The sequence below is a fragment of the Microbacterium sp. R1 genome, assembly GCF_015159725.1.
Lineage (GTDB): Bacteria > Actinomycetota > Actinomycetes > Actinomycetales > Microbacteriaceae > Microbacterium > Microbacterium oxydans.
The window spans coordinates 54,073-67,764 of sequence record NZ_JADDUD010000003.1; the positions used below are offsets into that span (position 1 = coordinate 54,073).

Below are 13,692 nucleotides of genomic sequence, written 5' to 3' on the forward strand. Positions count from 1 at the left end.
CCGGGGAGTCTTCAGTCCTGCGGGTCGCCGTGCAGCATCCACGGGATGCCGAACCGGTCCACGAGCATCCCGAACAGTCCACCCCACGGGGGCACGTCGAGCGGCATGGTGATCGTCGCCCCGTCCGAGAGCCCGTCCCACACGGCGCGGGTGGTCTCCTGCGAGTTCCCGCTCAGCGAGACCCAGAATCCCTGCGGCTTCTCGTAGGGCATGCCGTCGGGGGTGTCCGAGGCCATCAGCACCAGACCGTCCGGAGTGTCCAGCTGCGCATGCATGATGAGGTCCCGCTGGCTCGGATCCTGCACCATGTCGGGGAACTCCCCGAACGTGTTCACCACGAGGTCGCCCCCGAGGACGCGTTGATAGAACTCCATCGCCGCGCGGGCCTCGGTGCGGAAGGACAGGTACGGGTTGAGAGCGGGCATGAGAACTCCAGGAGGCTGACACGGACGACACGGCCGGTGCCGCTGAGGCTCAGTCTGCGCCGCGGTCGTCGTGCCCGCAAGAGGTTCAGGCCGGGAGCGCTCTGACCGCGGCGGTGAGTACCTGCGGCACGGTCGGGACGCCGGCGGCGCGGAACACTTCGAGGCCACTGGCGTCGCGGATGATCACCGTCGGTGTGACCTCGATGTCGAGTCTCTCGGCGGTATCCGGGTCTCGCGCGACGTCGATCTCCGTGATGGTCGCGTCGGGAAGGAAGCGTGCCGCCTCGGCCAGCACGGTCCTGGTCCGTGCACACGCGCCGCAGAACGACGACGACACCAGGGTCAGTTCCATCCGCACCTCCTCGGACGCTCTCGCGTCATCACCACAGGTGCAACCTCCGCCCGGTTCGTCGTGTTCCCCGACCGGCTCCAGGACGCTATTGCGCGGCGAGCCACTCGGCGAAGCCCTGGTGCCCGAGGTCGGCGTCGGGGCCGGGGAGCGCATGGCCCGCCCTCATCCCCGCCATCTGCGGCCCCGGCACGTTCACGGTGGGCACCCAGCCGGGGTATCCGCGACGTCGAGCGAAAGCGCGGACCATGTCGGACAGCTGCTCCTCGCGGGGTCCGGCGAAGTCGCGTACCCGGCCCTGCGGTTCCGCCCCTGCCAGTGCCGCGAGACGTGCGCCCACCTCACGGGCTGCCACAGGCTGGGTGCGGGCGTTCGGGGCGAGGTGGAGCGGTCCGAGCTTCGCCCGCTCGAACATCTGCCCGGCGAACTCGTGGAACTGCGTCGCTCGCAGGATCGTCGACGGCACGCGGGATCCCTCGACGATCTTCTCCTGGGCGATCTTGCCGGCGTAGTAGTCGTACGGGATGCGGTCGATCCCGACGATCGACAGCAGCACGAGATGTCCGACACCCGCGTCGGCAGCCGCAGCGGACAGGTTCCCGGCCGCCGCGGTGAAGAACTCGATCGCCGTGCTCGCCTTGAGGGTCTCGACGCTCACGACATCGATCACCGCATCCGCGCCGGCGAGTGCCTCACCCACGCCCTGCCCGGTCACGAGGTCCACTCCTCGGGATCGGCTGAGGACGACGGCGTCGTGGCCGGCCGATTGCAGCGCCTCGACCGTGTGTCGACCGACGGTCCCGGTTCCTCCTGCGACGGCGATCCTCATGTGCGTTCTCCTTCGTCTCGGTCCATCCTCGTCTTTTTCGCTGAGTCGGACGAGCGCGAACGCAGTCGGAAGGCTTGCGATGAGCGGATCCGCCGCTGGGTACGATGGCGCTGTGACCACATCGACCGTGCGCCCCGGCATCGCCGAGAGGCTTTCGCAGATGATCCGGATCCCGACGGTGTCGGCCGAACTCGATGAACGCGGCTCGGCTCCGTTCGAGGAGTTCGTCGCGCTGATCGCCGAGCTCTACCCGTTGACGCACGAGAGGCTGCGTCTGGAACGGCACACCGAATTCGGCCTGCTGTTCCACTGGAAGGGGAGCGGGAGTGCTGCGGCGGACGAGGGGCCGGTCGTGCTGATGGCGCACTACGACGTCGTCCCCGTCGACGAGAGCGACGCCTGGACGCACCCGCCCTTCGCGGGCGTGATCGCCGGCGGATCGGTCTACGGTCGAGGTGCTCTCGACGACAAGGGGCCGCTGATCGTGATCCTGGAGGCGGTCGAGAATCTGCTCGCCGACGAGTTCGTCCCGCCCCGCGACGTGTACCTCTCCTTCGGCGGCAATGAGGAGACGTACGGACGCGCCGCCGAGGAGATCGCGCGGGTGCTGCGCGACCGGGGAATCGTCCCCTGGCTCGTCGTCGACGAGGGCGGTGCCGTCGTCGATGCGCCCTTGCCGTTCGTTCCCGGACGGGCCGCGATGATCGGTGTCGGCGAGAAGGGTGTGATGACCCTGCGGCTCTCTGCACGGGGCGAAGGCGGCCACGCCTCGGCCCCGCCGGCCCTCACGGCGGTCCGCCGCATCGCCAGGGCTGTCGACCGACTCGGCCCGACGACCTTCCGCCCCCGTGCCTCGAAGGCGATCCTCCGGATGCTGTCGCAGTTGGCCGCGCAGACGCCGGGCACGGCTCGCCACCTGCTGCGGTTCCTCGGCTCTGCGCCGCTGCTGACCGCGCAGATCTTCGCCGCGCTGGGTGGTGAACCGGCCGCTCTCGTGCGCACGACCGTCGCGCCGACGATGCAGTCCGGAGGAACCGCGGCGAACGTGCTGCCGTCGCAGGCTTCGGCCACCGTCAACCTGCGCATCGCGCTCGGGGAGACCCCGCAGCAGACGGTGTTCCGGGTGCACCGGCGGGTCCGCGATCCGCTCGTCGCGGTCGAGGTCGTCGAAGCGAGCGAACCGTCGCCGGAATCATCGACCGATAACGCTCAATTCGCTCTGCTGGCCGACGCGCTCGAGGTCGCGTTCCCCGGCGTGCCTGCCGTCCCGTATGTGATGATGGCGGCCACCGACTCGCGACACTTCCATCGCTTCTCACCCGCGGTCTATCGGTTCGCGCCGCTGGACATGTCGAATGCGCAGCGCGCGTCGATCCACGGCGTCGACGAGAGCGTGGAGATCGCCGCGCTGGAACGGGGAGAGCGGTTCCACAGGGCGCTGCTCGAACGGCTAGGGTGATCTCACCCTCCCCTCGGAGCCTGCCGGGGGACCCGAAGCAGAAGCAGGAGACGCGATGACGCGCACCCGCACCCTGGGCACCCTCGCCGTCGTGGTCGGCTTCCTTGCCTTCGTGGAGTTCACGAGCGGTGTGCTGCAGGGGTACTACACCCCGATGCTCACGGACATCGCCCGCCATCTGGGCATCCACGACGCCGACGTGAACTGGCTCGAGGGCACGCAGCTGATGCTGTCGGCACTCGTCGTCCCGGCCTTCGCCAAGCTGGGCGACATGGTCGGGCACAAGCGCATGCTGCTCATCTCCACCGCGGTCACGGCGGCCGCGGCGCTGGTGCTGCCCTTCACCGATTCGTTCCCGGTGTTCCTCGCCGCGTGGGCGCTGATGGGCTTCTACGTCGTCTGGCTTCCACTCGAGATCGCCCTGATCTGGTCGCGTTCGCGCCGCATGGAGGGTCGGTCGTCGATCACCGCCAAGGCTGCGGGGCTGCTCGTCGCCGCTCTCGAGGGCGGCGCGATCATCGGCGCCCTGGTCGGCGGTGCGCTCATCGACGTGCTTCCCCTCACCGTCGTGCTGCTGGTCCCGGCCGTGCTCATCGTGGTGTGCTTCTTCGTGATCCTCTTCGGGGTCAAGGAATCGCCGGAGCCCACCGGCGGTGTCTTCGACACGGTCGGCCTCGTGCTCATCTCTCTCGCCCTCGTCTGCTTCACCGGCGGGCTCAGCCTGCTCCGCCTGGAGGGCGGTCTGACCAACCCGTGGTCCTGGGCGGTGGTGATCCTCGGCGTGCTGCTCGTGGTCCCGTTCGTGCTCTGGGAGCTGCGCAGCGCAGACCCGCTGATCGACGTGCGCATGTTCCGCTCGCCCGCGCTCGGACCGGTGTTCCTCACGGCCGGGCTCTTCGGCGTCAGCGTGCTCGGCGCGCAGGCCCCGCTGTCGACGTTCGCGCGCACCGACCCATCGGTGTACGGCTACGGTCTGGGCACGACCGGCTTCGCCACCTCGTTGATCATCGGCGTCTACCTCATCGCCATGATCACGGGGGCGCTGCTGTTCCCGACGATGGCGCGGCGTGCCACACCGCGGGTGACGCTGATGGGAGCGTCGATGCTGGTCGGCATCGGCTTCCTCCTCTTCCTGCCGTTCCACGGCTCCTATGCGCAGGTCATCACGAACATGGTGGTCGTGGGGCTCGGGTCCGGCGCACTGGTCGCGGCGCTCCCCGCGGCGGCGGCCTCCGCGGCTCCGGCCACGCAGACCGGCGTCGCGACGGGCCTGACGAATTCGGTGAAGACCGTGGGCGGAGCGATCGCGTCGTGTGTCTTCGGCATCGCGCTCCTGCACGGCGTCGCGAGCACCGCCGGCGCGACGGATGCCACCGCCGGTTCGCTCGCCGGGTACTTCACGGTGTGGATCGTCTGCGGGGTGACGGCGCTCGTCGCCGCCGTGATCCTCGTGTTCGTCCCGAAGACCGCATTCACCGATCGTGCCCCGGAGGTCGAGGTCGCGCCGGCGCTCTGAGCGTCAGGCCCGCAGGTGGAGCGCGTTCACGATCCGCGGCCATGCGAGTGCGCCGAGCTCCGCGTCGGCGGCGGGAGAGCCTCCCCGCGCCATCGTCACTCCTGCGGTCACGGCCGATTCGCCGGGGAGCAGCAGTCGGTGCCCCGCGTCCGGGTGAGTGATCACCGTCGTGTCCAGACCCTTCGCCGTGCGGCGTTCGACGAGCTCGCGGGCGAATCGGATGCTGGGCCAGACCCGGTCGTCGCCGCCGGCGACGAGCACGACGACACCGTCGATGTCCTCCGCCCGGATCGCGGCGGATGCGGCGGCCGAAGGGTCACGATCGACGCTCGACTCGTACAGAGCACGATACTCGGGCGGGTCGGTCGACGGCGTCCACGACGGAGCGAACGGGACGAACGGCATCGGGGTACCCCGACGGGTCCAGTGCGACGACCAGGTCCCCTCTGAGTTGCCAGCCCAGACGACAGAGGACGGGGCGACGGCGACCGTCGCATCGATCGGGTGCAGGGACGCGGTCACCAGCGCCGCCTCCGCTCCGAACGATGTTCCGAAGATCGCCAAGCGATCGGCGTCACGACGCAGCAACTCCACCTCTTCGACAAAGGTCTCGATCGGCACTTCGTGCGGGGCAGGGCGCTGGCTGATGCCGCCGAACCAGCGGATGGCCCTCACACGGGCGCCGTGCCGTGCCAGCATCTCCGCCCGCTCGACCTCCACACGCCCGCTGGATCCGGCGAGGAGCAGGATAGCCGTGCCGCACGGGTTCTCCGGGAAGGCATCGTGGCGGTCGGCCGGGTGCACCCCGATGCTGTGTCGAGGCGTCATCGTCACTCGCGGTCGAGGCCGAACGTGCGTTTGACGAGCGCCTGCACGTCGCGGTCGAGACCGTCGATGCGGGTGTTCACGGAATCGAAGCGGGTGTTCACGGAATCGAAGCGGGCATTCATCTCGGTGCGCAGCCCATCGATCTGGCCGTTCATCTCCGTACGCAGGCCCCCGATCTCGCTGCGGAGGATGCGGACGAACAATGTCGAGACGGCGGTGAGCGTGCTGAACATCAGCACGGTGAACGACCCGATCATCGTCCAGATCTGCGCGTCGTTCATGACTCCCACTCCCTCATCGTCGCATCGATCCGGCAAGCCTGCCAGAGCGCAGGAGCCGAAGATATCGGTTGCCCACGATCCGTGGATGACACGCTCTCCGTCGCGTCGGTGCAGGAAGGACTGGGCGGGGGAGGCCCCGCCCAGTCCCGGTCAATCGCCCTTCACGTTGACGACCTGCCGCAGCGTGTGCCGGATCGACACGAGGCTCGCGGCATCCGCCATCACCCGGTCGATCGGCTTGTACGCCTGGGGGATCTCGTCGATGAACGCGTCGGTGTCACGGAACTCGATGCCGGCCATCGCCACACGTAGCTGCTCGTGAGTGAAAGTCCGTCGCGCCGCGGACCGCGAGTACTCCCGGCCGGCGCCGTGCGGCGAGGAGCTCAGCGACTGCGGGTCACCGCGCCCTTCCACCACGTACGAGGCGGTGCCCATCGATCCGGGGATCAGACCCGGACGACCGGCGTCCGCCTGGATGGCGCCCTTCCGGGACACCCACACCTGCTTTCCGTAGTGCTTCTCCGACTCTGTGAAGTTGTGGTGGCAGTTGATCCGCTCCTGCTCCTCGACCGGAGTGCCGAGGAACTCCGACACCTGGCGGATGACCCGATCCATCATCTCCTCCCGGTTCAGCAGGGCGAAGTGCTGTGCCCACCGCAGTTCCCGGATGTATCGGGTGAACTCCGGTGTGCCTTCGACGAGATAGGCCAGGTCCGGGTCGGGGAGGTCGATCCACCACTGCTTCGCGAGCCGCTGCGCGACACCGATGTGGTGGCCGGCGATCTTGTTGCCGACGCCTCGCGACCCCGAGTGCAGGAACAGCCACACCCGGTCGAGCTCATCCACCGACACCTCGATGAAGTGGTTCCCGGATCCCAATGTACCCAGCTGCAGGCGCCAGTTCCCGGCGTACTGTGCGGGGTCGAAACCGCTCTTCTGTGCCAGCTGCTCGAGCTCGGCGATGCGCGGCTCGGCTGTGGCCACGACCTTGCGGTTGTACCGGCCGGCCGACAGCGGGATGGCACGCTCGATCTGCTCCCGGAGCTCGGCGAGTTCGCGGCCGTCGAGGTCGCTCCTCGTGAACTGCGTGCGGACGGCGATCATGCCGCAGCCGATGTCGACGCCGACGGCGGCGGGGATGATCGCGCCGAGCGTCGGGATGACCGAGCCGACCGTCGCCCCCTTGCCGAGGTGCGCATCCGGCATCAGCGCCAGGTGCGGGTGGATGAACGGCATGCGGGCCGTGGTGTGCGCCTGAGCGAGTGTCTTCTCGTCGATCAGTGACGCCCACGACAGCAGCCGTGCGGAGAGCCTCTCCATGATTCCTTTCCTTGTGGTGGTGTTCAGCCACAGGTCAGGGGAGTCTCCAACGGAAGAACGCCCCGGACCTGACGGTACGGGGCGTTGCGAGAGCGGATGCTGTCACACGACGCGTGCCGGAGGGTACGACTCGTAGCGGTCATTGCGCTTGTGCTGAAGCTGCAAGACCGCGGCGATGGGGAGGTTCCGCTGCGCGGTCATCCGTCGACTCCTCGGCTGGTGTGCTGCACCGATCGGCACAGCTTTGCCACCCTAGGGCGCGACACGCCCGGGAGTCAACTCGCCTCGCGAGGAGGGTTGTACATGAACTCGATCCGGATGCCGTCGGGGTCTTCGACGAAGGAGGCGAAGTAGCGCTCCGAGTAGCGGGGGTACTCCTTGGGCTCGCGCACGGCCGTCCAGCCGGAATCCACCGCGATCGCGTGCAGGCGTTCGACGTCGTCGCGCGAGGGCACCGCGAACGCGATGTGCTGCCAGCCCACGCGGCCGTGCCGGTGCGGAGTGGTGTCGTCATCCCAGGTGTAGAGGATGATCTCGGTCTCGTCGCCGTTGTTCCACGAGATCGAATGATCGTTCGCTCCGCCGCTGACATACCCGAGGGCGGAGAGCACGGGATGGAACTGCGCCCTGCCGCGTTCGAGGTCGGTCACGGTGATGCCGAGGTGATCCAGAAGTGCCATGTGCCGAGTCTCCCAGCAACGGCCGACGTCGCACTAGTGCGGCGCGTGGTACTCCGCCTCGCCGCGCTTCCAGTACCCCTTCACGACTGCTTTCGCACTGTCGACGCCCCACCGTTCGAGCAGTGCCCTGCCCGGCTTGACGATCGACTGCTCGGCGGCGACGAAGACGAACGGGTCGAGGCCGACCGTGTCATCGGCCGTCAGCCCCTCGAGGAAGGCGATGAGGGCGGAGCCGGAGGGCTTCTCTCCCCGGTGCAGCCACTCGACCTCGACCGGGGCCTCGACCTCGACCTCTCGGCCGGGGTTCACCGTCTCGATCACGATGCGTGCAGGAGTGCCGTCGGGGATGAGCGCGGCGAACCGTCGGATCGCGGGGATCGCCGTCTCGTCGCCGACCAGCAGCCACGATCCGGGCTCGCCGACCAGCACGGCCGCCCCGCGGGGGCCGCCGACGCCGATCGTGGATCCGAGGGGCGCGTTCGCCGCCCAGGGGGCGGCGACTCCCTGGTCGCCGTGCACCGCGAACTCGACGTCGAGCCAGTCGTCGCCCCAGGCGAGCGGCGTGTACTCGCGGCTGGGGGAGGCGCGCAGCTCCTCGACGGAATCCGTCGGGCCCGCGGGGAAGAACAGGCGCATGTGGTCGTCGGAACCGGGCGAATCGAAGCCGGCGAGATCCGAGCCGGTCAGTCGCACCCGCACGAAGTCCGGCGCCAGCCATTCACGCGCGCTCAGTGTGACGTTGCGGAAGCGCAGCTCGAGGCCGCGACGCTCGATCGAGAAACCGGATTTCGTATCGCTCATAAAGTAAGGCTAACCTAAATGAGACGGCGCGGGTGATCCCCGTGCGTCGCCCCGGCGCCCATCGTGTGCGCACCGATCCCGCAGAACAGGAGTCTCTCCATGTCCGTGCCCAGAACCCTCACCGCTACGAGTGCCGCTCTCGTCGGCCTCCTCGCCCTCGCCGGGTGCACCTCCGGAGGCTCGGAGGAAACGGAGAAGACCGAACCGGCAGCAGCCACCGTCACGATCGAGGACAACGCGGGCACGAAGGAGATCGCCACCCCACCCGCATCGGTGGTCGCCCTCGACAACCGCACCTTCCAGACGCTCTCCGACTGGGGCGTCGAGCTCTCCGCCGGGGCCGTGGCACTCATGCCGGAGACCGTGTCGTATGTGAAGGACGACGGGATCGTCGACATCGGCCTGCACAGCGAGCCGAACCTCGAAGCCGTCGTCGCCGTCGAGCCCGACCTGATCATCAGCGGCCAGCGTTTCACGCAGCACAACGCGGCGATCGCGGACCTCGTCCCCGACGCCACCATCGTCGACCTCGAGCCGCGTGACGGCGAGCCCTTCGACGAGGAGCTCAAGCGCCAGGTCACGGTGCTCGGCGAGATCTTCGGCAAGCAGGACGAGGCGAAGAAGCTCGTGGACGACTTCGATGCCGCCGTCGAGCGCGCGAAGGCCGCATACGACGACGCCGACACCGTGATGGCCGTCAACACGTCGGGAGGCCAGATCGGCTACCTCGCGCCGACCGTCGGCCGATCGCTGGGACCGATCTACGACATCCTCGGACTCACGCCCGCTCTCGAGGTGGACGATGCGAGTGACGACCACCAGGGCGACGAGATCTCCGTCGAAGCCATCGCCTCCTCGAACCCGGACTGGATCCTCGTGCTCGACCGCGATGCGGTGTTCGCCGCTGAGACCCCCGACTACGTGCAGGCGGCCGAGATCCTCGAGAGCTCCGAAGCCCTCGCCTCGGTCACCGCCGTGAAGGAGAAGCAGCTCGTCTACATGCCGACAGACACCTACCTGAACGAGGGCATCCAGACCTACACCACGTTCTTGAACGACCTCGCCGACGCCCTCGAGAAGAGCGCGAAGAACTGAGCTGACGGCGGCGGCATCCGGGTGATCCGGATGCCGCCGCCGCACCACCATGGTCTCCACAGACATCGCTTCGCCGCCCCGCAACGCCGGGCGGCTCTTCGACGTGAAGCTGCTCATCGGCGTGCTCGTCGTCGCCGCCCTGCTCGTGATCTCGCTCTTCACGGGTGTGTACGACATCGCCGGCGCGGACGACGGCGCGCAGATGTTCCAGATCACACGTATCCCGCGCACGGTCGCCCTCGTCCTGGCCGGCGCCTCGATGGCCATGGCGGGACTGGTGATGCAGCTGCTCACCCAGAACCGCTTCGTCGAGCCGACCACGACGGGTACCACGGAGTGGGCAGGGCTCGGCCTCCTCGCCGTCATGATCCTCGTGCCGCAGCCGTCCCTCCCGCTGCGGATGGCCGGTGCGGTACTGGCAGCCTTCGTGGGCACCATGGTGTTCTTCGCGTTCCTGCGGCGGGTGGCGCTCAGATCATCCCTGATCGTCCCGATCGTCGGCATCATGCTCGGTGCCGTGGTGGGTGCTCTCTCGACCTACCTCGCTCTGGCCACGAACTCGCTGCAGATCATCGGCGTCTGGTTCGCCGGCAGCTTCACCTCGGTGATGCGCGGCCAGTACGAGATGCTCTGGATCGTGGCCATCATCGGCGTGATCGTCTTCATCGTCGCCGATCGACTCACCATCGCCGGACTCGGCGAAGAGATCGCGACCAACGTCGGGGTGAACTACAACCGGATCATCCTGCTCGGCACCGTCCTGATCGCTGTCACCACCGGCGTGGTCACCGTCGTCGTGGGAAATCTCCCCTTCCTCGGATTGATCGTGCCGAACATCGTCTCGATGGTGCGCGGCGACGATCTGCGCAGCAACCTGCCCTGGGTGTGTCTGCTGGGGATCGGGATCGTCACGGTCTGCGACATCATCGGGCGCACGATCATCATGCCCTTCGAGGTCCCGGTCTCGCTGATCCTCGGGGTCGTCGGCGCCGTGGTCTTCGTGCTCCTCCTGCTCAGGCAGCGTCGACGTGGCTAGCGGCGTGATGCGCGCCGCGATGAGCGACGCGGCGACTGCCGGAGGGCTCCGTTCGGCGGGCTCCTTCACGACCCCGCAGGCGCGGCGTCGGTACTTCCTCGTGCTCGGCATCCTCATCGTCCTCGCCGCAGGTTCCGGTTTCGGTCTGCTCGCGTGGGCGAATCCCATGCCCGTCGGCTCCGCGGGCTTCTGGCGCATCGCTCAGCACCGAGCGACCGACGTGACCGTGATGGCGCTCGTCGCCGTCGCTCAGGCCGTCGCCACGGTGAGCTTCCAGACCGTGACGAACAACCGCATCATCACGCCGTCGATCATGGGCTTCGAGTCGCTGTACCGGGTGGTGCAGACCTCGACCGTGTATCTGTTCGGCGTGGCGGGCATCGTTGCCATCCAGGGCGTGGGGCAGTTCGCGATCCAGGTGGCGATCATGGTCGGCCTCGCGGTGGCGCTCTACGGCTGGCTGCTCTCGGGTCGTTACGGCAACCTGCAGATCATGCTCCTCGTCGGCATCGTGATCGGAGGCGGTCTCGGCGCGATCGCCACCTTCATGCAGCGTCTGCTCACCCCCAGCGAGTTCGACGTGCTCGCCGCGCGTCTGTTCGGCAACGTGTCCAACGCCGATCCCTCGTACCTGCCGCTGGCGATCCCGCTGGTGGTCGCGGCCTCGGGGCTGCTGTGGCTGCGCTCGCGCCGGCTCAACCTGATGGCACTCGGTCCGGATGCCGCGCGCTCACTCGGCGTCGATCATCGGCGCGAGCTGTTCATCGTGCTGTTCCTCGTCGCCGTGCTCATGGCGACCTCGACCGCGTTGGTGGGGCCGATGACCTTCCTCGGCTTCCTGGTCGCGACGCTCGCGTACCAGTTCGCCGATACCCATGATCACCGGTTGATCTTCCCGGTCGCCGTCCTCACGGCCTTCACCATCCTGGCCGGGGCGTATTTCGTGATGAAGAACATCTTCTACGCGCAGGGCATGGTGTCGATCCTGATCGAGCTCGTGGGCGGCATCGTGTTCCTCATCGTCATCCTCAGAAAGGGCAGGCTGTGATCGCACTCGACGGCGTCCGCCGGGACTACAGCAGCGAGGTCGCGATCGGCCCCGTCGACCTCGAGATCCCCGCCGGCGGCATCACCGCTCTCATCGGTCCGAACGGTGCAGGCAAGTCGACTCTGCTCACGATGATCGGGCGTCTCAGCGGGATGGACGCCGGAGCCATCGAGATCGCCGGACTCGATGTGGCCTCCACGAAGTCGAAGGACCTGGCGAAGGTCGTGTCGATCCTGCGCCAGGAGAACCACTTCGTCACGCGCCTCACCGTGCGTCAACTGGTCGGCTTCGGGCGCTTCCCGCATTCGAAGGGTCGGCTGAACCGCGCGGATGAGGAGATCATCAGTCGAGCCATCGACTTCCTCGACCTCGGCGCGCTGGAGGGCAGGTATCTCGACGAGCTCTCCGGTGGGCAGCGCCAGCGCGCCTACGTCGCGATGGTCCTCGCGCAGGACACCGAGTTCGTGCTGCTGGACGAGCCGCTCAACAACCTCGACATGCGGCATGCGGTGCAGATGATGAAGCACCTGCGACGCGCGTCGGAGGAGCTCGGACGCACGATCGTCATCGTGCTGCACGACATCAACTTCGCGAGCCACTACGCCGACCACATCTGCGCCATGAAGGATGGAGCCGTCGTGGAGTTCGGGGCGCCGGCCGCGATCATGACGGACGACGTCCTCACACGGGTCTTCGACACTCCCGTGCGCGTTCTCGACGGTCCGTCAGGGCCGCTCGCCGTCTACTACTGAACTGTGCCGCTACTGAACTGTGCCGCGTTCCCACGGGCGAGGGGATTGAGGTCAGAGCTCGATGCCGTGGTCCTCGTCGTTGACGCCGGCGTTGTTGCCGCGCCGCGATTCGTACCCGAGGAACCAGCCCAGCCACACGATCGCGGCGAGCAGCACACCGAGCCAGACGTTCTGGAAGATCAGCCCGATCACGACACCGACGAACAGAAGGCCGACGGTGACGAGGATGCGCAGCATGGAACGGGACATGGCACCAGCATAGGTGCCGGTGTCAGCGGCGGCGATGGTCCTCCGGTGCGAGGCGAGGACCCCGTCGCGGTTCCTGCACACCGCTGGCGTGGATGAGGCGCACGACGCGTTGCCGCTGCCCGGACCAGGGGGAGAGGAGTTCGATCATCCCGTCGTCATCGGTGCGAGTGCCGGTCAGGGCGTAGCCGACCTGGTGGGCGAGGTGGTAGTCGCCGACGCTCACCGCGTCGGGGTCGCCGAGCGAGCGGATGCGGGTCTCCGCCGATGTCCACACCCCCACGCCGGGAAGGCTCGTGAGCACCCGATCGCGATCAGCCCCTGTGGAGGCCGTGCGTACGGCGCGGGCGATGCGGTCTCCGCGTTCAGCCGCACGCACGATGGTGCGAGACTGCGGTGGCTCGACTCCGGCTCTGTGCCAGGCCCAGGAAGGGATCCGGTGCCACTGCTCAGGTGCTGGCGCGGTGAACATCGGGCGCGGCGTCGGTCCCGGCGCGCGCGTTCCGAAGCGGCTGACCAGCCAGCGCCACGCGCCGAAGGCCTGCATGCCGGTCACCTTCTGCTCGATGATCGCGCACGCGAGCGCGTCGAACACCTCGTCGGTGCGGGTCAGGCGCAGTCCCGGATGCCGCCGCGCGGAATCGGCGATGAGGGGGTGATGCGACGCGTCGAAGTCCCCGGCGTCGTCGTGCGCCCCGCACAGGGCGGGGACGAGCTCGAGGGCCGGACCCGATCCGGGGCCCCACGCCGTCGCGCGCACCTCGCCGCCGATCATTCGCAGCGCCAGGGTGGCCGGTCCGAGCGGCGTGCGCATCGCCCGCCAGATGACCGGCCCGTCGATGACCATCGTCGGGTCGTTGCCACCGCGTCGGAGCATACCCACGGTGCTGCGCAGATCGAGCTCGTGCGGCGGTCGGTAGACCGTCTCTCGAGGGGCCTCCGAGCTAGCGGCTCCTGCCGCAGCGGGGTCGGCCGTCAGAGTCATGCGCCCACCCTACGCTCCGGTTCTGACACCGGAGCCCTGGGT

At 68.3% G+C, this 13,692-nt stretch carries 16 protein-coding genes; 6 read left to right on the top strand and 10 right to left on the bottom strand.

The window, feature by feature from the left end; all coding sequences use genetic code 11:
• Window positions 1-11 precede the first annotated feature (11 nt).
• The 3 genes from ILP86_RS14020 to ILP86_RS14030 form a co-directional block, all read right to left on the bottom strand.
• Window positions 12-425, bottom strand: coding sequence for a VOC family protein (locus ILP86_RS14020; RefSeq protein ID WP_193762255.1), 414 nt, complete (start codon window positions 423-425; stop codon window positions 12-14).
• 85 nt (window positions 426-510) lie between these two features.
• Entirely contained in the window at window positions 511-777 is a 267-nt protein-coding gene (locus tag ILP86_RS14025; protein ID WP_061015541.1) for a thioredoxin family protein, read from the bottom strand.
• 85 nt (window positions 778-862) lie between these two features.
• Window positions 863-1,603, bottom strand: coding sequence for an SDR family oxidoreductase (locus ILP86_RS14030; RefSeq protein ID WP_193762256.1), 741 nt, complete (start codon window positions 1,601-1,603; stop codon window positions 863-865).
• 112 nt (window positions 1,604-1,715) lie between these two features.
• On the opposite strand from ILP86_RS14030, the gene ILP86_RS14035 reads away from it, so the two are divergent.
• Both ILP86_RS14035 and ILP86_RS14040 read left to right on the top strand, forming a co-directional pair.
• Entirely contained in the window at window positions 1,716-3,062 is a 1,347-nt protein-coding gene (locus ILP86_RS14035) for a M20/M25/M40 family metallo-hydrolase (RefSeq protein ID WP_193762257.1), read from the top strand.
• Window positions 3,063-3,117: 55 nt separating this feature from the next.
• The gene (locus tag ILP86_RS14040) at window positions 3,118-4,578 is read left to right on the top strand and encodes an MFS transporter (RefSeq protein ID WP_193762258.1); all 1,461 of its coding nucleotides are present in this window, start codon (window positions 3,118-3,120) and stop codon (window positions 4,576-4,578) included.
• Window positions 4,579-4,581: 3 nt separating this feature from the next.
• Here the strand turns inward: ILP86_RS14040 and ILP86_RS14045 are convergent, their stop codons facing one another.
• The 5 genes from ILP86_RS14045 to ILP86_RS14065 form a co-directional block, all read right to left on the bottom strand.
• Complete coding sequence (locus ILP86_RS14045) at window positions 4,582-5,406, bottom strand: acyl-CoA thioester hydrolase/BAAT C-terminal domain-containing protein (RefSeq protein ID WP_193762259.1); 825 nt, start codon at window positions 5,404-5,406, stop codon at window positions 4,582-4,584.
• A gap of 2 nt (window positions 5,407-5,408) precedes the next feature.
• Window positions 5,409-5,687: a hypothetical protein gene (locus ILP86_RS14050; protein WP_227751274.1), complete on the bottom strand. Its 279-nt coding sequence runs from the start codon at window positions 5,685-5,687 to the stop codon at window positions 5,409-5,411.
• Window positions 5,688-5,837: 150 nt separating this feature from the next.
• Window positions 5,838-7,007, bottom strand: coding sequence for an RtcB family protein (locus ILP86_RS14055; RefSeq protein WP_193762261.1), 1,170 nt, complete (start codon window positions 7,005-7,007; stop codon window positions 5,838-5,840).
• Window positions 7,008-7,282: 275 nt separating this feature from the next.
• Window positions 7,283-7,687, bottom strand: coding sequence for a VOC family protein (locus tag ILP86_RS14060; protein ID WP_061015535.1), 405 nt, complete (start codon window positions 7,685-7,687; stop codon window positions 7,283-7,285).
• Between the two features lie 33 nt (window positions 7,688-7,720).
• The gene (locus tag ILP86_RS14065) at window positions 7,721-8,488 is read right to left on the bottom strand and encodes a siderophore-interacting protein (protein WP_141370430.1); all 768 of its coding nucleotides are present in this window, start codon (window positions 8,486-8,488) and stop codon (window positions 7,721-7,723) included.
• A 99-nt stretch (window positions 8,489-8,587) separates the two neighbouring features.
• On the opposite strand from ILP86_RS14065, the gene ILP86_RS14070 reads away from it, so the two are divergent.
• The 4 genes from ILP86_RS14070 to ILP86_RS14085 are packed head-to-tail and all read left to right on the top strand — an operon-like array spanning window position 8,588 to window position 12,419.
• Window positions 8,588-9,583 (top strand): siderophore ABC transporter substrate-binding protein, encoded by a 996-nt coding sequence (locus ILP86_RS14070; protein WP_193762262.1) that lies wholly within the window; start codon window positions 8,588-8,590, stop codon window positions 9,581-9,583.
• A gap of 49 nt (window positions 9,584-9,632) precedes the next feature.
• Window positions 9,633-10,619 carry an ABC transporter permease gene (locus ILP86_RS14075; RefSeq protein ID WP_046747284.1) on the top strand — a complete coding sequence of 329 codons (987 nt, stop codon included), beginning with the start codon at window positions 9,633-9,635 and terminating at the stop codon, window positions 10,617-10,619.
• A 19-nt stretch (window positions 10,620-10,638) separates the two neighbouring features.
• Window positions 10,639-11,667, top strand: a complete 1,029-nt coding sequence (locus tag ILP86_RS14080) for an iron chelate uptake ABC transporter family permease subunit (RefSeq protein ID WP_046747428.1) — start codon at window positions 10,639-10,641, stop codon at window positions 11,665-11,667.
• Window positions 11,664-12,419 (top strand): ABC transporter ATP-binding protein, encoded by a 756-nt coding sequence (locus ILP86_RS14085; RefSeq protein WP_193762263.1) that lies wholly within the window; start codon window positions 11,664-11,666, stop codon window positions 12,417-12,419. The genes ILP86_RS14080 and ILP86_RS14085 overlap by 4 nt, the downstream gene beginning before the upstream one ends.
• Window positions 12,420-12,470: 51 nt before the next feature.
• On the opposite strand, the gene ILP86_RS14090 is transcribed toward ILP86_RS14085, so the two are convergent.
• Both ILP86_RS14090 and ILP86_RS14095 read right to left on the bottom strand, forming a co-directional pair.
• A complete protein-coding gene (locus ILP86_RS14090; RefSeq protein ID WP_193762264.1) occupies window positions 12,471-12,668 on the bottom strand; it encodes a hypothetical protein in 198 nt (65 codons plus the stop codon).
• 22 nt (window positions 12,669-12,690) lie between these two features.
• The gene (locus ILP86_RS14095; protein ID WP_193762265.1) at window positions 12,691-13,650 is read right to left on the bottom strand and encodes a DNA-3-methyladenine glycosylase; all 960 of its coding nucleotides are present in this window, start codon (window positions 13,648-13,650) and stop codon (window positions 12,691-12,693) included.
• Window positions 13,651-13,692 lie beyond the last annotated feature (42 nt).

Coding starts and splice junctions, on each gene's coding strand:
- ILP86_RS14070 (WP_193762262.1), top strand. CDS start 8,588: ATGTCCGTGCCCAGAACCCTCACCGCTACGAGTGCCGCTCTCGTCGGC.
- ILP86_RS14030 (WP_193762256.1), bottom strand. CDS start 1,603: ATGAGGATCGCCGTCGCAGGAGGAACCGGGACCGTCGGTCGACACACG.
- ILP86_RS14080 (WP_046747428.1), top strand. CDS start 10,639: ATGAGCGACGCGGCGACTGCCGGAGGGCTCCGTTCGGCGGGCTCCTTC.
- ILP86_RS14020 (WP_193762255.1), bottom strand. CDS start 425: ATGCCCGCTCTCAACCCGTACCTGTCCTTCCGCACCGAGGCCCGCGCG.
- ILP86_RS14075 (WP_046747284.1), top strand. CDS start 9,633: ATGGTCTCCACAGACATCGCTTCGCCGCCCCGCAACGCCGGGCGGCTC.
- ILP86_RS14025 (WP_061015541.1), bottom strand. CDS start 777: ATGGAACTGACCCTGGTGTCGTCGTCGTTCTGCGGCGCGTGTGCACGG.
- ILP86_RS14065 (WP_141370430.1), bottom strand. CDS start 8,488: ATGAGCGATACGAAATCCGGTTTCTCGATCGAGCGTCGCGGCCTCGAG.
- ILP86_RS14050 (WP_227751274.1), bottom strand. CDS start 5,687: ATGAACGACGCGCAGATCTGGACGATGATCGGGTCGTTCACCGTGCTG.
- ILP86_RS14095 (WP_193762265.1), bottom strand. CDS start 13,650: ATGACTCTGACGGCCGACCCCGCTGCGGCAGGAGCCGCTAGCTCGGAG.
- ILP86_RS14055 (WP_193762261.1), bottom strand. CDS start 7,007: ATGGAGAGGCTCTCCGCACGGCTGCTGTCGTGGGCGTCACTGATCGAC.
- ILP86_RS14090 (WP_193762264.1), bottom strand. CDS start 12,668: ATGTCCCGTTCCATGCTGCGCATCCTCGTCACCGTCGGCCTTCTGTTC.
- ILP86_RS14045 (WP_193762259.1), bottom strand. CDS start 5,406: ATGACGCCTCGACACAGCATCGGGGTGCACCCGGCCGACCGCCACGAT.
- ILP86_RS14040 (WP_193762258.1), top strand. CDS start 3,118: ATGACGCGCACCCGCACCCTGGGCACCCTCGCCGTCGTGGTCGGCTTC.
- ILP86_RS14060 (WP_061015535.1), bottom strand. CDS start 7,687: ATGGCACTTCTGGATCACCTCGGCATCACCGTGACCGACCTCGAACGC.